Below are 18360 nucleotides of genomic sequence, written 5' to 3' on the forward strand. Positions count from 1 at the left end.
TCGTCAGTCATGTGCGTTCGGGACTGACCATGTCGGTCTCGGCTCTGGCCTTGGGGCCGGGGGCGGGGATGACGGTTCGCACTTTGCCGCCCGCGCTGTGCTGCGGCGGCTCGGCCGCGCGCTCGAGCCGCACGTGGCCGAGGCGGTGGCGGGCCAGCAGCTCGCTGAGCCGGGTCTGGGTGGACTGCCATAGGGCCTCGGGGTCGATGCCGGGCGCCGGGAGCAGCCGCAGCCGCAGCGTGGCGGGGCTGGTCTGGACGATCTGGAACAGCTCCAGGCCAGGCACCGCCTCCAGCAATGTGGCCAGCGGCAGCGGGGCCAGGGTGACCGGCCTCTCGTCCGGGCCGGGGAAGGTGAGCAGGTCGGCGGCGCGCCCCTGAACGCGCAAGGCGGGGCCTGGGTTGCCGCAGGGGCATGCATCCGGGCGGGCCACCACGGCGTCGCCGAGGTCGTAGCGCAGGATCGGCTGGACGTGGTTGGCCAGGTTGGTGAGCAGCACCGTGTGGGAGACCTCGCCCGGAGCCACTGGCCGATACTGCTCATCGACCGGTTCGACGATGGCCCAGTCGGCGTTGACGTGCATCCAGCCCTCGGCGCAGCCGTAGCTGAGGAAGGGGCATTCGTTGGCGGCGTAGCTGGTGCGCACCTTTGTTCCGCCCAGGGCGCGGCTGATTCGCGCATACTCCGGACCGGGCAGGCCCTCGGCGGTCAAGATGACCAAGGCCGGATTGATGCGCAGTTGTCCGGCTTCGGCCGCTCCGGCCAGCAGAGCGCCGACGCTGGCGTATGGCGCGAGCACCGCCGGGCGGAAGGCGTTGAGCGCCTCGATGAGCTCCTCCAGCGGCTGGTGGACGCTGAAGGCGGCCAGGCGGGAGCGGCCGCGTAGCCGGGCGGCTGCCACCGTGGAGGCGAAGTGCCCACCCTCCGGGATCACCAGCGCCATCCGCCCGCCCCCGGCCGCGATCCGGGCCACGTCGCCAGCGGTGAGCCAGCCGGTCAGCATGCGCGCCATCATCGCGCCGGTGACCGCGGTGGCGCGGGCGTCTTGCAGGAAGATGCCGTGCGTGCCGGTGGTGCCGGAGGTGGTGCTCAGCGTGTAGCGGCCGGCGAAGGGGCGGCCGATCACCGCGGGGTCGTCGGCGAAGGCGCGCGCCGCCTCCAGGGTAATGGCAGGGTCGGTGACCCAGTCGTCAAAGGCGTCCATCAGCCGACGCTTGTCGGTGACCGGCAGCGCGGCCAGGTCGCTCACGCCGGTGGGCACTCCCCATCCCCTGTAGAGGTGGCGGTAGTAGGGCGAGCGGGTGCGCGCGTGCGCGATGAGCGCGGCCAGCCGGGCCCGCTGCCGGCGGGCCATCGCCCGCTGGCCGCCCCGCTTGGCCGCCCAGGCATCGGCCATCAACCGCACTGTCGAGAGCTTCGTCGAGGTCGTCACCGCGGTGCCTGCTTGACGGGGGCGGGCATCGGACGGCCGATCATGAGGTGGTTCCCTTCGGCTGGATGGTCGTGGGGGCGCAGCAGCCGTCAGCGCAGTGCTCGTCGCTCTGCTGGTCGGCCTGCTGGTCGGCCTGCTCGCGGGCGCCGGCGATGGGGACGGCGCAGCAGGCGTCCCCGCGCCAGGCTTCGCGCCCTTCCTTGACCGCGACGGCGGCGATGACCAGGGCGGCGATCGGGTCGGCCCAGGACCAGCCGAACAGGCTGTTCAACGCCAGCCCCACCAGCAGGACCGCGGACAGGTAGGTGCAGAGCAGGGTCTGCTTGGAGTCGGCCACCGCGCTGGCGGAGCCGAGCTCGCGGCCGGCGCGCCGCTGCGCGGCCGACAGGAACGGCATGACGACCAGCGACACGGCGGCCAGGATCAGGCCGGGGGTGGAGTGTTCGGCCTCACCGACGCCGAGCAGGGCGCGGACGGCGTCGAAGGTGACGTAGGCCGCCAGCGCGAAGAACGAGATCGCGATGACGCGCAGCGCCGTCTTCTCGCGCTTCTCGTGGTCGGCGGCGGAGAACTGCCAGGCGACCGCGGCGGCCGAGGCGACCTCGACGACGGAGTCCAGGCCGAAGCCGATCAACGCGGCCGAGGAGGCGATGGTGCCGGCGGTGATGGCCACGGCCGCTTCGATCACGTTGTAGGTGATGGTCGCGGCGACCAGCAGCCGGATGCGGCGCTGCAGTAATGTCCGCCGGTCCGGGGCGGGCAGGTTCAGCGTGGTCATGACACCGCCTCCTCTGTCACGTTCTCGCCGTCTGCCGGTTCGCCGAGGTGCTCGAGGTCCTGGTCGAGCTCGGCTCGCAGAGCGCTGTGCGCGTCGGTTGCGCCGTGTGTGGTGCCGTGGACGGGGCAGAGCACCACGGCGTGTCCGGTGGCGGCCAGCAGGTGTTCGGCGGAGGCGAGTAGGTCCATCAGCTCGGGCCGGGTCAAGGAGTAGAAGGACTGGCGCCCTTCGGCGCGGTAGTCGACCAGGTCGCAGTCGCGCAGGCAGGCCAGGTGCTTGGACACGGTGGACTGGGCCAGGCCGAGTTCGGCGGTCAGGTCGACCACGCGGGCCTCGCCGCGGGCCAGCCGCTGAACGATGCGCAGCCGGGTCTCATCGGCCAGGGAGTGGAACAACGCTGCCGCCGGGGAGATGCCGGCGGCGATGTCGGTGCTGACGCAGCGGCCAGCATCACTATCAATCGCCATATAACGATGATAGCCCGGTTTGGTTATGTATTGGCAAGGGGTGGGCGCGAGACGGAATGTCGAGCAGTGGCTCCTCAGGCCAGAAGCCCCAGGGTTTCGGGCGTTTCCCAGGCCGTCAGACGCCGCTCAGGGTCGGTTTCCTGTTGCGCGCACTGGTTGATCAGGTCGGCGAGGACTTGCCGGTCCTGCTCGGGGAGATCCTGCAGCAGGGCGATCACTGGCTTCAGGACCTCCATCGCGGCCGTCGGCGTGATGGCGTCGTCGTCGCCGCCATCAAGCCTGATGACGACTTCGGTGAGGGCTTTGGCAAGGGTGCGTTCGAGCGGGGTCATGGCGGGGCTCCTGGCCGGGTCGTGGGGTGTGTGGTGGGTCCAGTCAGCCTGCCGCCGGTTCGGTGAGCCGGGCTTCCATCTCGGCGATCATCTGGGTGAGCAGGCTGGTGTTCTCTTGCCGGACCACTTGCGGACCGACCGTGTCGAGGCCGGCGACCTTGGTGATGCACTCGTCGGCGGCCTGGGCCATCGCGGCGAACTCGGTGCGGGCGATGGAGTGGGGGTTGGCGGCCTCGTAGGTGGTGGCGCGGTGCATGTCCTTGGTCGCCGTCATCGCCGCTCGGGCGGCGGACATGGCATCGCGGGCGCTGAACTCGTCGCCGTGCCCGGAGAGCATGTAGCGGGTGACGAAGACCCGGCGCCCGGCAGCGTCGCGCCGGGCGGGGTCGGCCGATGGTGCGAACCGTTGCAGGCGGTCGCCCCGGCGGGCCGCGATGTCGCGGACCACGCGGACGGCCTGGCGTAGCCGGGAACCGTCGGGGATGCGGACGCCGGCGGCGATGTCGGCGTAGCTGACCTCGCGCCCGTGGTTGCCGCGCAGCCAGAGCATCACGTCGGCGACGTCGTACTCGGCCGGCGTGAAGCCCATCGCGTCACGCCGTGAGCTGCGCCGGGCTCTGCGCTGGGTCGAGCGCTGCGGGCTCACAGCAGCCCGCCGCTGTCGTCCAGGAACGCCGCCAGCGCGGCGTCGTCCAGGTTGGAGCCGGTGGCCAGGTCCCGGACGGCGGCGATGGCCGCCTCGGTGCCGTCGCAGAGTTCGGCGATGGCCTGGGCGCGATCGGCGGTGAAGGCGATCTGCTGCTTGTGCAGCAGCGCCAGCGCCCGCGAGGCGGCCATGCGGATCTCGGCCATGGCGTTGAAGACGGCCATGGACGCGTCGGCTTGTGTTCCGTCGCGGGCCGCATGGGCCTGGGCGGCGATGTCGTCTCGCTCGCGTCGCAGAGCCTCGCCGTGTTCGTGTTTGTGTTCGCTGTCGTACTCGCTCTGCCGCCGGGCGGTGACGTCGGCCGCGGCGGCGCGGTCGGCCGCATCCGCGGCGGCCTGGCGGGCGTCGAACTCCGCCAGGGCCTCCCGGGCGGCCGCCCGGGCGCTCTCATCGGCCAGCAGCGCGGTCTTGACCGCCTTCGGATGTTCGATCACGTAGGTGATGGCCGCGGGGCGGGTTCCGGAACTGGCCGCCTCCCGCTCGATCGCATCGCGCCGCTCGTCGGAGATGGGCCGGGCGTCGGAACTGCGGTAGTAGCCCTTCTCGCCATAGAACGGATACTTCTTGACGTCGGGCAGTTCGACGTCCCGGTCCGGCTCCAGCGCCATCGCGTGGGGAACAACGCCTGTGTCAGCCAGGCGGTTCCAGGCACGCCAGAAGGCCAAGACTCGCCTGGCGCTGGTCTTTGCCTCGGAGGCGAACTCCCGGGCGCTGACGCGCCGGAAACGTTTCGGCCCGAAACGTTTCGTGGACTCTTGTTCGAATCCGATGCCGTGGCCGGCGTCAGGTTCGACCCGCCGGGCGACCAGGTAGGCCATATGCCACGGGCCTTCGAGCTCCAGCGTGACGAACTGGGCGATGTCCGCGCGCAGGGCATCCTCGCCGTCATCGCCGACACCGCCGCCGACACCGGCGCCGACACCGCCGCCGACACTGTCGCGGGCATCGCCGGGGCCCTGCTCGGGCGCCTCATCGCCCATCACGCGGTCACGCGCCTGCGCGGGGCGCGGCGCTGCGCCGGGACGGCCGCCGGGGGGATCGAGGCGGTCTGGCGCGCCCAGGCCAGGAACACGTCCAGATCGACCAGCGTGACCGCGGCGTCGGCCCGCTGCGCGGTGTCCATCTGCACCGGCCCCGGGAAGCGCTTGACGAGGCGTGCGGCCTGCCCGGCCAGAGCGAGGAGTTCGGCGACCAGCGCGGCGCCGGTGCCCGCCGGGGGGCGTGCCGCAGGCGGCTGGGGGCCGCGTCCGGCCCGCTGCTCGGCCTGCCGGGCCCGCTCGGCCTCCACGGCGGCGGCTAGCTCCTGGCGGGTGATCTGCTCGTCTCTGGCCAGGATCGCCACGAGCTGGTCGCGGTGAGGGCTGTGGTCCACCTCCGTGAGGTAGTCGCTGACCTCGTCCCGCTCACGTGCCACCGGGTCCGTGACCGCGGCCAGCGAGGGCGCCGTGCCCAGGACCGTCTGATAGGTGGCATGACCGACCCGGTCGATGCCCGCCCTCTTCGCATCCTCGATCAGGTGCAGCAGCTTGGCGTAGCCGGGATCGAACGCCTGGCCGCCCCGGGCGCGGGCGCCCTCACGCAGCACGGTGTAGGAGACGAACACGCCGCAGCTGTTCAGGTGCTCGCGCAGCGCCGGAGTGACCGCGGCCGCCGTGGCCCGCCACTCCTGGCGGTGCTCACCGACAAGCCGATCCGCTCGCAGAACTCCCCCAGAGCGGCGGCGTCCTGCGCCCACCCGGCGGCCAGGATGTCACCGATCGCGAGCTGACCGCCGCGGCAGAGGTTCATCAGGCGGCGGCCTTCGGTCACGTCGTGCTCTGTGAAACTCATGCGAACCCCTCACCGGAGCCGGGCGGACAGACGAGCACGCAGTGTAATCGGGCGCGTACGCGCCTGTGTGCCGAACGATCGCTCTGATGCACTACGCCGTCCGGCTCCGGCTCCTCATCAGTCGCGACTGGCCTCTTTGATCATCTTCTTCAGCTTCGCCCGGGCAGCGGTCAGGTTGTCTTCGGCTGTGGCCAGTTCGCTCTTCAGCTTCCTGTTCTCGGCCTCTGCGGCGCCCAGCTCGGCCGCCAGGCGCTCGCCGTGGGCCAGTAGCTCGTTGATCCGCGCCGTCAGCTCGGCGGTGCCGGCCGTCTCCAGCGCCGCCCCCAGATGCCGCTGGACGGCGGCCTTGAGCTGGTCCCGCTCGTCGCGCAGTTCCTTGAGCTGCGCGCGGGCCAGCTCCAGATCGCAGGCCAGCGACGCCGCCGAGGCGCTGCCCCCGGCCCTCGCGGCGCGCCGCGCCGCCTTGGCCTGCCCCGCCATCGCGGCCTCGACGTGCTCGCGGACACCTTGGGCATAGACCAGCCAGGGCGACACCCCGGCCGCCCGGGCGACGCCGCGGAACGTGATCGGCTCCCCGGCGGTCCTGAGCTCCTCCAGTACGGCCATCACCCGGCCGCGTTTGACCTGGCTGTCGGTATGCCGCGAGGCCCGCAGCACCTCACCCGGCGTGCGGCTTGAGGCGGGCCCGCTCACGCGCTCTCCTGCCCGCGCCGGCCCGGAAAGCGGGGCATGCCCAGATCGATGGCCCCGCTCCCGACGCCATCGCGCGCGTGTTTGGCCCGGACGATGCGCAGCACCTCGGTGGCCTCCTCCAGTGCGGCCCGCTCGTCGGCGGGCAGCTTCGCCAGCTTGGCCCGGGCGATGCCGGCGATCTTCTCCATGGCCTGGATGTTGTCGTCGAAGTTGCGGATCACGTACTCGTCGACCTCCCAGGCGATCGCCGTCTCCCGGTCGGCCCGCATCGCCGCGATCTGCTCGTCCATGGCCGGCAGGTGTGAGGGGTCAGGGGCGAAGAACTTGCAGGCGGCGCACTGAAAGCGGACCGCGCAGGCCTTCCCCCCCAGCTCTGATGTTGGCCGGCTCGGTGCAAAGGCCGAACGGCACCGCCACCGACCGCTCCTCGTAGGCGACGCCGGAACAGGCCGGCAGGGCCCGGCCTGTCCGGTCGAAGCTGTGGCGGCTGACCACCTCGACCGTTCCCGCTTCCGCTTGAGGGAGACGGTGTAATAGCCGGCGGTGGTCTCCATCGACGCGTGATCCATCAGCTCCCGCAGCACGTCGATCGGCACTCCCGCATCAGCGTGCCGCTGGCAATAGGCGTGGCGGAACGCGTAGGGGAAGATCAGCGAGCGGTCGAACGGCAGGGGCCGCCCGTCCGGGCCGAACTCCTCGGCCAGCAGTTGCGGGACCGCGTCGGCGAACGCCCGGATGATCGGCGAGATGTGGTCGGATTCCAGGTGCCGCACCTGCCCGAACTCGCCGGCGGGCGGGAACAGGAACCCTTCCGACCCGCTCGGCAGCTCAATCGTCTGCCGGACGGCCAGCCAGGCGTGGACGGTGGCCACCGTCTCGGCCAGGATCGGCAGCCGGCGCCCGTTGCTGCTGCTGACCTGCGGGAACTCCTTGAGAAACACGATCATGGGACGGCGGGCCCAGAGCCATCCATGCAGGTCCGAACCCATATCCGTTGGTTTTTCCGCGATTACTACTGGGACCCGGAGGAAGGCCCGATTCCCCAGCGGGCGCAGGATGGCCCGAAAAGCCAATGCCGGTGGCCGAAAAGCAGCGGGAAACCGGGACGTCATGGCCAGCTCCTCCGCTGGCCGTCTCGGATAACCGGCCGGATACGAGCGCTGCTCGAACCCGAAAGGGTGCTGACGCGGGCCAGGTGAGCCTGTGAAGAGGCGATGAGGACGACGTCGGAACCGAAGGGCAAGTTGGACGCCATGACCACTACGGCTGCGGCCGGCGACGGTGTGGCGAACGGACCGGAGGACGAACCCCTCGACTGGCCGTCGATCGACTGGCACACGGCCGAGGAGCAAGTACGGCGTCTGAGGCAGAGGATCTTCACGGCGACGCAGGCGGGCGACCTCAAACGGGTGCGCAACCTGCAGAAACTGATGCTCCGCTCACGGGCGAACACGCTGGTCAGCGTGCGCCGGGTGACGGAGATCAATGCTGGCCGCAAGACCCCCGGGGTGGACGGGCGGACTGCGCTGTTACCGCAGATGAAGGCCGATCTGGCCGACTGGGTGCAGTACCGCTCGTCGTCGTGGACGCCTCGGGAGGTCAGGCGGGTGTTCATCCCCAAGGCAGGCGGGAAACAACGTCCACTCGGGATCCCGGTGATCGTCGATCGGGTGCTGCAGGCGCGGGTGGTCAACGCGCTGGAGCCCGAGTGGGAGGCGCGGTTCGAGCCGAAGTCGTATGGCTTTCGGCCCGGGCGCGGCTGCCAGGACGCGATCTCAGCGATCTATCTCACGCTGAAGGGCAAGAACCCGCAGCGTGTGTGGGTGCTGGACGCGGACCTGAAAGCGGCGTTCGACCGCATCGATCATGACCATCTTCTCTCTCGGCTTGGCACTTTCCCCGGACGGGGAATGATCGCGGGCTGGTTGAGGCGGGCGTGCTCGACCGCGGGCAGTTCGCCCCGACCGAGGAGGGCGTCCCGCAGGGCGGGGTCGTCAGCCCTTTGCTGCTGAACGTGGCCTTACATGGGATGGAGGAAGCCGCCGGAGTCCGCTATCGCAAGCTCGGCACGCACGCCGCCGAGTTGGTCGAGGGCTCTCCGGCGCTGATCAGATAGCCGACGAGCAATGCTTAGGACCTGTGGATCGGTCGGGAAGGGGTGTACCTTCCCGATGATCATGTGAATCCTCAAGCATGACCGACGCGCCAACGTCGGTCGGGAAGGCACACCCGTGCTCACCGTAGTCCCTGACCCCGCCGACGGCGACCGCGCCGCGGCCACCTCCTCCCCGTCTCCCACGTTGATCGATGAGATCGTCCGCGAAGGCGCCCGCCGGATGCTCGCCGAGGCACTCAAAGCCGAGGTCGACGCCTACATCGGGCAGTTCGCCGACGAGCGTGACGAACGCGGTCGCCGCCTGGTGGTGCGCAACGGTCACCATGAGCCCCGGCAGGTGCTCACCAGCGCGGGTGCCATCGAGGTCCGCGCCCCGCGCGTCAACGACAAACGCATCGACCTGGCCACGGGCGAGCGCCGGCGCTTCTCCTCGTCGATCCTGCCGCCCTGGGCACGCAAGAGCCCGGCCATCACCGAGGTGCTGCCGCTGCTCTACCTGCACGGCCTGTCCTCCGGCGACTTCGTGCCCGCCCTGGGCCAGTTCCTCGGCTCCACCAACGGCCTGTCGGCACCGGTCATCACCAAGCTCACCGAGCAGTGGAAGGCCGAGCAGCGAGCGTTCGCCGAACGGGACCTGTCCGGCGTCGACTACGTCTATCTGTGGGCCGATGGCATTCACGTCAACATCCGCCTGGAGGAGCACAAGCTCTGCCTGCTGGTGCTGATCGGGGTGCGCGCCGACGGCCACAAGGAATTCGGGGTTGAGGAACCTGCGGACAGCCGTTGGCGGTACCCGCGAGTAACTTAGCTGGCCGTTTCAGCAGGTCGTCCTGCGGTTGATCATTTCCGTTCAAGATCTGGACTTGTGGTGTGTTTCCGGCTGTTACCGGGCGCTAGGTGGCGCGCCTACGGTCGTCGGTCATGCCTGCGGAGTTTTTGTCTGATGAGCAGAGGACGGCGTACTCGGCGTTCGGGGAGATGCCGTCGCTGCCGGACCTGGAGAAGTTCTTCTTCCTGGACGCCTTCGACCGGGAAGTGATCGCGCGCTCGCGCCAGGATTCGCATCGCCTCGGCGTAGCGGTCCAGATCGGGACGGTCCGGCACAAGGGCTTGTTCCTGGAGGACCCCCTGGAGGTGCCATGGCCGGTGGTGGACTACCTGGCCGAACAGTTGGGAATCGGGGATCCGTCGCAGGTGAAACGGTATGGCGAGCGGCCCAAGACGGTATACGAGCACGCGTAGATGATCCGGGCCGCCTACGGCTACCACGACTTCGACGATCGTGAGTCGTGGCAGGCGCGGGTGTTGGCGAAGCGGTTCCGGACGTTCCTGCACGGCCGGGCGTGGACACACGCCGAAGGGCCAACGGCGCTGTTCGATCAGTCGGTGGCATGGCTTCGCCGGCACCGAGTGCTGCTACCGGGGGTGACGGTGCTGGAGAGGCTGGTCGGCTCGGTGCGCGAGCGGGCCGATGAGCGCCTGTATGCGACTGTCGCACGCCAGGCGGAGCGCGCCGAGCAGGGGTTGCCGCGGGCACTGTCGGGCCTGCTGGTGGTTCCCGAGGGGGCGCGGATCTCGATGCTGGAGCGGCTGCGGCAGGCGCCCAAGCGGCAGTCGGGCACGGAGATGGCCAAGGCGCTCAAGCGGGTGGACGACATCGCGGCGTTCCGGCTGGGGCGGGTGCGGGTGGACAAGGTGCCGGTCCGGCGGATGAAGACGCTCGCCAAGTACGGGGCGGGTACCAAGGCGCCGCTGCTGGCCCGGCTGTCCGAGCCGCGCAAGACGGCCACCATGCTCGCGGTGACCCGGTCATTGGAGGCCGAGGCGATCGACGACGCCCTGGATTTGTTCGCGCTGCTGATGGCCACCAGGTTGATCTCGCCCGCGCGGCGCAAGTCGACGGGCGAGCGGCTGGCGATGCTGCCGAAGCTGGAGAAGGCCTCCAAGCTGCTGTCGCGGGCGGGCCGGGTGCTGGTGGAGCAGCTGGACCTGGTCGCCGAGGTGGACGCCGATCTGGATGTGGCCGCGTTGTGGACGGCGGTCGCCGCGCAGGCCGGCGCGAGCAAGGAACAGGTCCTGGCCGCGCTGGAGTCAGTCGAAGAGCTCGTGCCGGAAGACGACGGGGCCGCGGAGGCGGCGCTGCGCGCCGCGCTGGTGGACAAGTACAACACCGTCCGCCCGTTCTTGAAGCTGCTGGGCGAGTCGAAGGCGCTGGGGGCCGCGGCGGGCGGCCGCAAGGTGCTGGCCGCGGTGCGCAGGCTGCCGGAGCTGGCGCGCCGGCACGTCTCCCGCAAGCCCCTGCTGCCGAAGGAGATCGACGCCTCGCTGGTGAGCGCGGCGTGGAAACGGCCGGTCTTCGCCAACCCCGACCTGCCGGCGGGGACGGTCGATCGTGATGCCTATGTGGTGTGCGTCCTGGAGGCCCTGTTTCGGGCGCTCCAGGTGCGGGACGTGTTCGCCCGCGCCGTCGCTGCGCTGGGCCGACCCGCGCGCCCATCTGCTGGACGGCGCTGCGTGGGAGGCGATCAGCGAGGACGTGCTGGCCTCGCTGTCGCTGACCGACCCGGTCGAGGCGCACCTGGACGCCAAGCTGCTGGCGCTGGACGCGGCGTGGAAGCAGATGGCCGGCCGCCTGGCCGAGGCCGGTGACGACGCCCTGGTACGGGTGGTCACCCCGGCCGACGGGCACGCCCGGTTGTCGGTGGAAAAGCTCGGCGCGCTCGGCGAGAGCCCGTCGCTGAAGTGGCTGCGCGGCGCCTGCCAGGCGATGCTGCCGCGCATCGACCTGCCCGAGCTGCTGCTGGAGGTGCACTCCTGGACCGGTTTCCTGGACGCCTACACGCATCTGGCCGACATCTCCACGCGCATGCACGACCTGCCGCGATCGCTGGCGGCTCTGCTGATCAGCGAGGCCTGCAACGTCGGCCTCACCCCGGTGATCAAGGACGGGGACGAGGCGCTGACCCGCGGCCGGCTCTCGCACGTCGACCAGAACTACGTGCGCGCCGAAACCCATGCCGCCGCCAACGCGATCCTCATCAAGGCCCAGCGCGGCGTGCCGATCGTGAAGCTGTGGGGCGGCGGGCTGCTGGCCTCGGTCGACGGGCTGCGCTTCGTCGTCCCGGTCCAGACGATCAACGCCGCGCCCTCCCCGAAGTACTTCGGCTACAAACGCGGCCTGACGCTCCTCAACGCGGTCAATGATCAAGTGATGGGGATCGGGCAGATGGTCGTGCCGGGCACGCCGCGCGACTCCCTGTACATCCTCGACACCCTGATCAACATCGACGCCGGACCCCAGCCCGAGGTCGTCACCACCGACCAGGCCTCCGAGTCGGACATGGTGTTCGGGATCTTCTCCATGCTCGGCTACCGATTCGCGCCGCGCTTCGCCGACCTGGGCGACCAGCGGTTCTGGCGCGCCGATCCGCCCGACGGGAGCACGCCGACGTACGGACCGCTGGACGCGATCGCCCGCAACAAGATCAACCGGCAGAAAATCGCTACACATTGGTCGGACATGACCCGGGTCGCCGGATCGCTGGTCACCAACCAGGTCCGCGCCTACGACCTGCTGCGCATGTTCGCCCGCAACGGGCGCCCGGCCCCGCTGGGGCAGGCGTTCGCCGAATACGGCCGCATCGACAAGACCCTGCACCTGCTGTCCATCCTGGACCCGATCGACGACACCTACCGGCGCAAGCTGAACAAACAGCTCACCGTGCAAGAGTCCCGGCACCGGCTGGCCCGCAAGATCTGCCACGGCGCGAGCGGGCAGATCCGGAAGGCTTATCGGGAGGGCCAGGAGGATCAACTCGCCGCGCTCGGCCTGGTCGTCAACGCGGTCACACTGTGGAATTCGAGGTATTTGTCGGCCGCCGTCGACCAACTGCGGGCCCAGAGCGTGCCGGTCAAGGATGAGGACGCCGCCCGGCTCAGCCCGCTCGGCCACGCCCACGTCAACGTCCTGGGCCGCTACGCCATCGCCTCCTCCGCCCCGGCCGAAGGCCTGCGCCAGCTCGGCGAGATCCCCGACCTGCCCGACGGCGAGGGCACGGTGGAGGAAGAGCGCGTGTAGAGCTTTGGCTTTGCGGCGGCTGTCACCCCTGCCGGATCCGGCGAATCGTCCGCGGCGGGCGGCCTGGCTGCGCGCTTGCGGCCCTCTGCCGGTCTTTCAGAGGATGTGGGGATGAGCGAGGACAGGCACCCGGCCTTCGACACGTCGTCGACGAGCTGGACGAAGGCGAGCAGGAGGTGGGGGTCGTCATCGTCGAGCTCGTCCTCGGGACGTGCGCGGAGGCCGGCAGGTGCCGCCTATCCGTCAGGCCGACGCCGCGCCGAAGGCGGCGGCGTGGTCGGCAACCCACTGTGCGTAGGTGAAGGGCGGTCGGCCGGTGACCTGTTCGACCGTCGGCAGGGCCTCCGTGGGCTTGCCGACTCTCGCGGTGAGCAAGTTGACGTAATCGTCGATCCCCGGGGCAGGCATGCCGAGGCGGGCCATCTCGTCCCGGAACCAGTCCTCGGACTGCTCTTCCCACCGCAACGGCCGCCCGATGGTCTCCGCGATGACGCGCACGCGGTCGATCTGGGTCAGCGACTGCGGTCCGGTCACCGAGTACCCCTCGCCGGCACGCCCATCGAGGAGGCTGCGGACGGCGACCGCGGCGATGTCGCGCGGGTCGATCGGGGCCGTCTCGGCGTCGCCGTAGCGTCCGCGTACGACATCGCCCTCGATGATCTGGGGCGCCCAGACCAGGTCGTTGGTCGTGAGCCCGTCGGGCCGCACGAAGGTCCACGCCAACCCGGACGCTTCGACGGATCGTTCGAGCCGCAGGTGCACCTCGCCGACCCAGCCGGGCTCGGGCCACGTGACGGACACCGAGGACAGCATCACGACATGCCGCAGGCCGGCTCGCTTGGCCACGTCGAGGAATCCGTCGACCCCCTGGAAAACGGGGAACAGGAAGGCCCGCTCGATGCCGGACAGCGCCTCAGACAGCGTTTCCGGCTGGGTCAGGTCGCCGGTCACGACCTGGACCTGGTCAGGAAACGCATGGCCGCTGGGGTTGCGGGTCATGACGCGGACCTTCTCACCCTCCTCCAGGAGTTGGCGGACGACGTGGGAACCGACGTTTCCGGTGGCACCGGTTACCAGGATCATGGTGGGGATCTCCTTTAGTTTCTTGGTTTCTTTGAGCCGGGGGCCGGTCGGTGACGATCGCGTCACTCGACCAGCCGTCCGGTGGATTCGAGGTCAGCGGTAAGTTCCACGAGGCGCGTGGATCGTTTGCGCGGCGTCCTGACGACCATGAGGCGCCGGCGACCCGATCCCTGTGACATTGCGGTCTCCCATCAGGACGCACGCCGAACGGTTACCTCGGCACCTTCGGTCGCGTCATGACCATGACGGAATTCGCGCGAGGAAGGTAACAACATGGCCGGATCAGGTCCTCACGAAGCACTGGCGGGAGCCTTCGAACAGCAGCGCGAGCGCCTGGTGGCGGTCGCCTACCGGATGCTGGGGTCGCGGGTGGACGCCGAGGACGCGGTGCAGGAGGCGTGGATGCGGCTGGCGCGGCAGGACGCGGCCGGGATCGACAACCTGGCCGGCTGGCTGACCACGGTGGTCGGCCGGGTCTGCATCGACGTGCTGCGCTCGCGTAAGAACCGGGCCGAGCTGTCGTACGACGACTGGCTGCCCGAGCTGGTGGTGACGGTGGACGGCGGGGCGGCGCCCGAGGAGGACGCGGTGCTCGCCGAGTCGGTCGGGCTGGCACTGCTGGTGGTGCTCGACGCACTCACGCCTACCGAGCGGCTGGCGTTCGTCCTGCATGACATGTTCGCGGTGCCCTTCGCCGAGATCGGCGAGATCATCGGCCGGTCCGCCGACGCGACCAAGATGCTCACCAGCCGGGCCCGCCGGAAGGTGCAGGGCACGTCGCGGCCGGAGGAGGAGCCGCGGCGGCAGCGCGCCGTGGTCGACGCATTTCTTGCCGCGGCTCGGAAGGGGGACTTCGAAGGGCTCGTACGGCTGCTTGATCCGCAGGTGACCTGGCGCACGTACCACCCGCAGGGCGTGCTGACCACGGTCGGGGCGGCCGAGGTGGCCGGTCCGGTCCTGCGCGGCATCCGGTCGATGACCTCGGCGCTGGCGGTTCTGGTCAACGGCGAGCCTGGGTTCGTGGTCTGGGGTGCGAAAGGCAAGGTGCTCGGCGTGGGGGGGTGCACCGTGGTCGACGGCCGGATCGTCGAGCTCCTGACCGTGAGCGACCGCAAGCTCCTCGACGCCATGAATCTGCCCGCGCGACCCGAGTAGCGCACGTCCGTCGCATGGGGTTGTTACGTCTTGGCGGGGTGCTTCGTCGTAGTGGTGCAAGTATCCGAAGACGAAGGAGATTGAGATGGAAACTCGGATCAACTGGATGGGCACCGAGGTCGGGTCGAAGTGGGCCAAGTACATCATCTCGTCGAACAAGGTCATCACCGATTCTGCGCTGCCGAAGGCGGTGCAGGAGCTGGTGAAGATCCGCGCCAGCCAGATCAACGGCTGCGGCGGCTGCCTTGACATGCACACCAAGGACGCCGCGGCCGCCGGCGAGAGCATGGTGCGGATCAACCTGGTCGGGGCATGGCGGGAGACGACCGTCTACACCGAGGCGGAGCGGGCGGCGTTGGAACTCACCGATCAGGGCACCCGCCTCGCCGACTCCAGCGGCATCACCGATGAGGCGTGGGCGAACGCGGCCAAGCACTTCGACGAGGATCAGATGATGGCTCTGGTGGCCCTGATCTGCACGATCAACGCCTTCAACCGGCTGAACGTGATCACCCGGACGCCCGGCGGCGACTACCAGCCCGGACAGCAGTTCATCTGACGCGGACATTCCCCTCTCAGGCTCTCAGGCGGACCCGGGACCCCGGGTCCGCCCCGCGGCCGCCACCCCCAGACACTCTGCCAAAGAGAAGACTCATGAACATCGCACTGTGGATCATCACCGGCCTGCTGACCGCCCTCTACCTGTTCTCCGGCTTCGGGAAGCTGTTCGTGCCACGGGAGAAGATGGCCCAGATGGCCAACGCCGCGCGCTGGGTCCTCGACTTCAAGCCCGGCACCCTTAAGGCCATCGGAGCGCTCGAGGTCCTCGGTGCCGTGGGCCTGATCCTGCCCGCCTTGCTCGGCATCGCGCCGGTACTGGTACCGCTGGCGGCTAGCGGCCTGACGCTGCTCATGACCGGCGCCGTGATCATGCGGATCCGCCGTGGCGAGACCAAAGCCGCGCTGGTGGACGGGAGCTACCTTGCCCTGGCCGCCTTCGTGGCGATCGGCCGCTTCGTACTGGAACCCTTCACCGGCTGACCGGCCCGTCACCCGGGCGGGATGCGGGCCGCGATCCGCTCCTGCGCGCCCTGGTCGGCGACATGGCCGGGCTGCTGCGGTGAAGGAGCCAGGGATGACCACGACGCAGCGCTGCTGGCTGAAGATCGCATCGTCGAACTGCTGACGCGACTCAGTCGATCCCTTCCGAAGAGGTCAAGGCGCCCGAGATCGCCAAATGCCCACGAGAGCGTCTGGCCCCTCGCACCAAGGTGTGAGGAGCCAGTCAACATGCCTTACAAGCCTGAAAAGATCATCTCACTCTGACCTGCGAGAAGAGTCCAAGAACCCAACGATGGGCTGCGCACTCATTCCCGCTTTCACGAAGGTTCTCCCATGAGCGAAGACACGACGACGGCGCGGATGCGCGCGATCATTCAGGAGTCCGCGGGCGGCCCCGAGGTGCTGACGCTGGCCGAGGTTGACCGTGCTGAGCCGATGCCGACGGAGGTCCTGGTGCGGGTGCACGCGGCCGGCGTCAACCCCACGGACTGGAAGTCACGGACGGTCGGCAGGCTGCTGGGCGACCCGCCCGCCATCCTCGGCTGGGACGTGTCCGGGGTGGTCGAGGCCGTGGGCCTCGGAGTCACCCGCTTCCGGCCTGGTGACGAGGTCTTCGGCATGCCCCGCTTCCCGCACAAGGCGGGCGGCTACGCGGAGTACGTGACCGCCCCGTCGCGGCACTTCACCCGTAAACCGGCCGGCCTCGACCACGTGCACGCCGCGGCGCTGCCGCTGGCGGCGCTCACCGCGTGGCAGGTCCTGCACGACACCGCGAACGTGCAGCTGGGCCAGCGCGTGTTGATCCATGCCGCGGCCGGCGGGGTCGGCCACCTGGCCGTGCAGCTCGCCAAGCATCTCGGCGCGTACGTGATCGGTACCGCTCGTGGGTCCAAGCACGCCTTCGTACATGCGCTGGGCGCCGACGAGGTGATCGACTACACCGAGGAGGACTTCGCCGAGACGGTCCGCGACGTTGACCTGGTCATCGACAGCATCGGCGGCGACTACGGGGCGCGTTCCCTGCAGACGTTGCGGAACGGCGGCACTCTTGCCCAGCTCAACCCGGAGCCTGACGAGGACCTCCTTCGCCAGGCCGGGGAGCGCGGCATCTGGGCGGGCTTCGTCCTCGTCGAGCCGGACAACGCCGCGATGGCGACGATCGCCGAGCTGGTCGAGGCGGGACGGCTGGGCGTCGAGGTCGACACCGTCCTGCCGTTCGAGCAGGCGGCCAAGGCACATGAGCTCGGCGAGACCAACCGAACCACCGGAAAGATCGTGCTCACTGTCGCCGGATGACCGGCCGCGGAACACCGCCCACTGGGTTGCCGGCTTCGAGCTGTGGATGGGATGCAGGTGTCACGTTTGCCCGCTGACCCTTAAGAACGAACTTAACCCATTGCCGATTCGGGTCCTCATTGTCCGGCTGGGCATCCAGCGGAACCTGCACGCCGACATCGGCATCCAACAACGCATGAACGTACGTCGCCTCATATATTCGACCGCTCTGGCAGCCCCTGTCCTGTACGCCGCGGTCAACCTGATCGCACTCGAGCTGATCGCCCATCCGACGGGAAAGCTCAATCCCTGGTACGAAGAGCCATGGAATGACGCGTTGCTGGAACAGCTGGAGCAGGAGGTTGCGCATGCGCGGAATGTGACGTTCGGCATCACCCTGATCCTGGCCGCCGAGGCGGTTCTCATCGCCGTGCTCGACCGGCTGAACCATCGATCGCCCTCCAAGTCTACCGTGCCGACCGGCGTCTGGTTCATCCTGTACGAACTGACTCTCGTCGTGGCTGTGCTGCTCTCTCCCCTGACACGGTTTTGGCTGCTCAACGACGATCGCGATCTTGAAATGATGGCCCCTGAGTGGCATTCTCCCGCGTTGATCGCCATCCCCGTCCTAACCCTCATAGGCCTTATCGCCTGGATGTCCGGCCCGCCAGATGCCGCACCGGGTCCACGCGATGAGCGGTGAGGAGGTCAGCGCGCCTTGGGGAAGCCGGCGCGCATGTTGGATTCGTTGATGATGAAGGCGACCACGGCGATGGCGGCGATCGCAAACGGCATGACGATCGAGATGATGCACACGCGTACATGGGCCCATCGTGCTCCCCGTGCGGCCACGACCGTCGGCCAGTAGGTCAGCACGGCGCTCGCGATCACTCCGGCCGATCGGCCCCACATGACCGAGCCTCACGGCCGCCGTTCGCTACCTGAGGAGCCGCCGCGAATTCATCCACTACGACCAGGCGTTGGGGCGGGTGCTGGCCGATAGCCATCGGTGTCGTGAAGGGAACCGCCGCAATCTGGTCGGCGACCGCTTGGAGATTATCGGAGCCAGATGGGGACTGGCCGGAGCCGAGGCCATTTTGAAGCTTCGCGCCGTGATCGCCAACAACAATCTCGATCAATACTGGGCCTTCCACATCGACCGCGAGAGCCATCGCGTTCGCCAAAGCCGTCAGCAGGACGGATACACCTTCACAGCCTGATCAAACCAGTGTCGGGTAGCGGCGGCACGTTGCCGTGCCGCCGCCCCCTCAGAACCGGGCAAGCGGGCTTTCCCCGCACCACGGCTCAAGCAAGCCCCGAGGGCTCGGCGGGTGAGAATGTGGCCGGTCTCCT

At 69.4% G+C, this 18360-nt stretch carries 19 protein-coding genes and 2 pseudogenes; 9 read left to right on the plus strand and 12 right to left on the minus strand.

Annotated features, from left to right (window positions below; all coding sequences use genetic code 11):
* Window positions 1-7: 7 nt before the first annotated feature.
* From E1292_RS22275 to E1292_RS22320, 10 genes are all read right to left on the minus strand, one after another.
* The gene (locus E1292_RS22275) at window positions 8-1396 is read right to left on the minus strand and encodes a phenylacetate--CoA ligase family protein (RefSeq protein WP_132597154.1); all 1389 of its coding nucleotides are present in this window, start codon (window positions 1394-1396) and stop codon (window positions 8-10) included.
* Window positions 1397-1472: 76 nt separating this feature from the next.
* Window positions 1473-2210, minus strand: coding sequence for a cation efflux transmembrane domain-containing protein (locus tag E1292_RS22280; RefSeq protein ID WP_246090265.1), 738 nt, complete (start codon window positions 2208-2210; stop codon window positions 1473-1475).
* On the minus strand, window positions 2207-2677 hold the full coding sequence (locus tag E1292_RS22285; RefSeq protein WP_246090266.1) for an ArsR/SmtB family transcription factor: 471 nt from the start codon (window positions 2675-2677) through the stop codon (window positions 2207-2209). The genes E1292_RS22280 and E1292_RS22285 overlap by 4 nt, the downstream gene beginning before the upstream one ends.
* A 74-nt stretch (window positions 2678-2751) precedes the next feature.
* On the minus strand, window positions 2752-3009 hold the full coding sequence (locus tag E1292_RS22290; RefSeq protein ID WP_132597155.1) for a hypothetical protein: 258 nt from the start codon (window positions 3007-3009) through the stop codon (window positions 2752-2754).
* A gap of 43 nt (window positions 3010-3052) precedes the next feature.
* On the minus strand, window positions 3053-3598 hold the full coding sequence (locus E1292_RS22295) for a hypothetical protein (RefSeq protein WP_132597156.1): 546 nt from the start codon (window positions 3596-3598) through the stop codon (window positions 3053-3055).
* A gap of 53 nt (window positions 3599-3651) precedes the next feature.
* Window positions 3652-4698, minus strand: a complete 1047-nt coding sequence (locus E1292_RS22300; protein WP_220446997.1) for a hypothetical protein — start codon at window positions 4696-4698, stop codon at window positions 3652-3654.
* On the minus strand, window positions 4695-5318 hold the full coding sequence (locus E1292_RS22305) for a hypothetical protein (protein WP_132597157.1): 624 nt from the start codon (window positions 5316-5318) through the stop codon (window positions 4695-4697). Before E1292_RS22305 ends, E1292_RS22300 begins: the two co-directional genes overlap by 4 nt.
* Window positions 5319-5329: 11 nt before the next feature.
* On the minus strand, window positions 5330-5545 hold the full coding sequence (locus tag E1292_RS22310) for a hypothetical protein (protein WP_132597158.1): 216 nt from the start codon (window positions 5543-5545) through the stop codon (window positions 5330-5332).
* A 117-nt stretch (window positions 5546-5662) separates the two neighbouring features.
* A complete protein-coding gene (locus E1292_RS22315) occupies window positions 5663-6238 on the minus strand; it encodes a DUF6262 family protein (protein WP_132597159.1) in 576 nt (191 codons plus the stop codon).
* The gene (locus E1292_RS22320) at window positions 6235-7185 is read right to left on the minus strand and encodes a site-specific integrase (RefSeq protein WP_165974673.1); all 951 of its coding nucleotides are present in this window, start codon (window positions 7183-7185) and stop codon (window positions 6235-6237) included. The genes E1292_RS22315 and E1292_RS22320 overlap by 4 nt, the downstream gene beginning before the upstream one ends.
* A gap of 306 nt (window positions 7186-7491) precedes the next feature.
* On the opposite strand from E1292_RS22320, the gene E1292_RS22325 reads away from it, so the two are divergent.
* The 3 genes and pseudogenes from E1292_RS22325 to E1292_RS22335 all read left to right on the plus strand — a co-directional run bounded on the left by E1292_RS22325 (window position 7492) and on the right by E1292_RS22335 (window position 12432).
* A complete protein-coding gene (locus tag E1292_RS22325) occupies window positions 7492-8250 on the plus strand; it encodes a reverse transcriptase N-terminal domain-containing protein (protein ID WP_220446998.1) in 759 nt (252 codons plus the stop codon).
* A 219-nt stretch (window positions 8251-8469) separates the two neighbouring features.
* Window positions 8470-9108 (plus strand): annotated as a pseudogene (locus E1292_RS22330) (transposase); the annotation flags it as partial.
* A gap of 167 nt (window positions 9109-9275) precedes the next feature.
* A pseudogene (locus tag E1292_RS22335) lies at window positions 9276-12432 on the plus strand (Tn3 family transposase).
* 243 nt (window positions 12433-12675) lie between these two features.
* Here E1292_RS22335 and E1292_RS22340 read toward each other — a convergent pair.
* Window positions 12676-13515, minus strand: coding sequence for an NAD(P)H-binding protein (locus E1292_RS22340; protein WP_132597162.1), 840 nt, complete (start codon window positions 13513-13515; stop codon window positions 12676-12678).
* Window positions 13516-13788: 273 nt separating this feature from the next.
* Between E1292_RS22340 and E1292_RS22345 the strand changes: the two genes are divergently transcribed.
* The 5 genes from E1292_RS22345 to E1292_RS22365 all read left to right on the plus strand — a co-directional run bounded on the left by E1292_RS22345 (window position 13789) and on the right by E1292_RS22365 (window position 17710).
* Entirely contained in the window at window positions 13789-14670 is an 882-nt protein-coding gene (locus E1292_RS22345; protein ID WP_132597163.1) for a sigma-70 family RNA polymerase sigma factor, read from the plus strand.
* A gap of 85 nt (window positions 14671-14755) precedes the next feature.
* Complete coding sequence (locus E1292_RS22350; RefSeq protein WP_132597164.1) at window positions 14756-15229, plus strand: carboxymuconolactone decarboxylase family protein; 474 nt, start codon at window positions 14756-14758, stop codon at window positions 15227-15229.
* A 95-nt stretch (window positions 15230-15324) separates the two neighbouring features.
* Window positions 15325-15711 (plus strand): DoxX family protein, encoded by a 387-nt coding sequence (locus E1292_RS22355; RefSeq protein WP_132597165.1) that lies wholly within the window; start codon window positions 15325-15327, stop codon window positions 15709-15711.
* Between the two features lie 354 nt (window positions 15712-16065).
* On the plus strand, window positions 16066-17028 hold the full coding sequence (locus E1292_RS22360; RefSeq protein WP_132597166.1) for an NADP-dependent oxidoreductase: 963 nt from the start codon (window positions 16066-16068) through the stop codon (window positions 17026-17028).
* Window positions 17029-17128: 100 nt separating this feature from the next.
* Entirely contained in the window at window positions 17129-17710 is a 582-nt protein-coding gene (locus E1292_RS22365; RefSeq protein WP_132597167.1) for a hypothetical protein, read from the plus strand.
* 5 nt (window positions 17711-17715) lie between these two features.
* Here the strand turns inward: E1292_RS22365 and E1292_RS51275 are convergent, their stop codons facing one another.
* Entirely contained in the window at window positions 17716-17883 is a 168-nt protein-coding gene (locus tag E1292_RS51275) for a hypothetical protein (protein ID WP_165974674.1), read from the minus strand.
* Window positions 17884-17987: 104 nt separating this feature from the next.
* Here E1292_RS51275 and E1292_RS22370 point away from each other — a divergent pair, with 104 nt between their 5' ends.
* Window positions 17988-18227, plus strand: a complete 240-nt coding sequence (locus tag E1292_RS22370; RefSeq protein ID WP_132597168.1) for a hypothetical protein — start codon at window positions 17988-17990, stop codon at window positions 18225-18227.
* Window positions 18228-18360 lie beyond the last annotated feature (133 nt).

Source organism: Nonomuraea deserti, from assembly GCF_004348685.1.
Lineage (GTDB): Bacteria > Actinomycetota > Actinomycetes > Streptosporangiales > Streptosporangiaceae > Nonomuraea > Nonomuraea deserti.

Coding starts and splice junctions, on each gene's coding strand:
- E1292_RS22275 (WP_132597154.1), bottom strand. CDS start 1,396: ATGGCCGATGCCTGGGCGGCCAAGCGGGGCGGCCAGCGGGCGATGGCC.
- E1292_RS22280 (WP_246090265.1), bottom strand. CDS start 2,210: ATGACCACGCTGAACCTGCCCGCCCCGGACCGGCGGACATTACTGCAG.
- E1292_RS22285 (WP_246090266.1), bottom strand. CDS start 2,677: ATGGCGATTGATAGTGATGCTGGCCGCTGCGTCAGCACCGACATCGCC.
- E1292_RS22290 (WP_132597155.1), bottom strand. CDS start 3,009: ATGACCCCGCTCGAACGCACCCTTGCCAAAGCCCTCACCGAAGTCGTC.
- E1292_RS22295 (WP_132597156.1), bottom strand. CDS start 3,598: ATGGGCTTCACGCCGGCCGAGTACGACGTCGCCGACGTGATGCTCTGG.
- E1292_RS22310 (WP_132597158.1), bottom strand. CDS start 5,545: ATGAGTTTCACAGAGCACGACGTGACCGAAGGCCGCCGCCTGATGAAC.
- E1292_RS22320 (WP_165974673.1), bottom strand. CDS start 7,185: ATGATCGTGTTTCTCAAGGAGTTCCCGCAGGTCAGCAGCAGCAACGGG.
- E1292_RS22325 (WP_220446998.1), top strand. CDS start 7,492: ATGACCACTACGGCTGCGGCCGGCGACGGTGTGGCGAACGGACCGGAG.
- E1292_RS22340 (WP_132597162.1), bottom strand. CDS start 13,515: ATGATCCTGGTAACCGGTGCCACCGGAAACGTCGGTTCCCACGTCGTC.
- E1292_RS22345 (WP_132597163.1), top strand. CDS start 13,789: ATGGCCGGATCAGGTCCTCACGAAGCACTGGCGGGAGCCTTCGAACAG.
- E1292_RS22350 (WP_132597164.1), top strand. CDS start 14,756: ATGGAAACTCGGATCAACTGGATGGGCACCGAGGTCGGGTCGAAGTGG.
- E1292_RS22355 (WP_132597165.1), top strand. CDS start 15,325: ATGAACATCGCACTGTGGATCATCACCGGCCTGCTGACCGCCCTCTAC.
- E1292_RS22360 (WP_132597166.1), top strand. CDS start 16,066: ATGAGCGAAGACACGACGACGGCGCGGATGCGCGCGATCATTCAGGAG.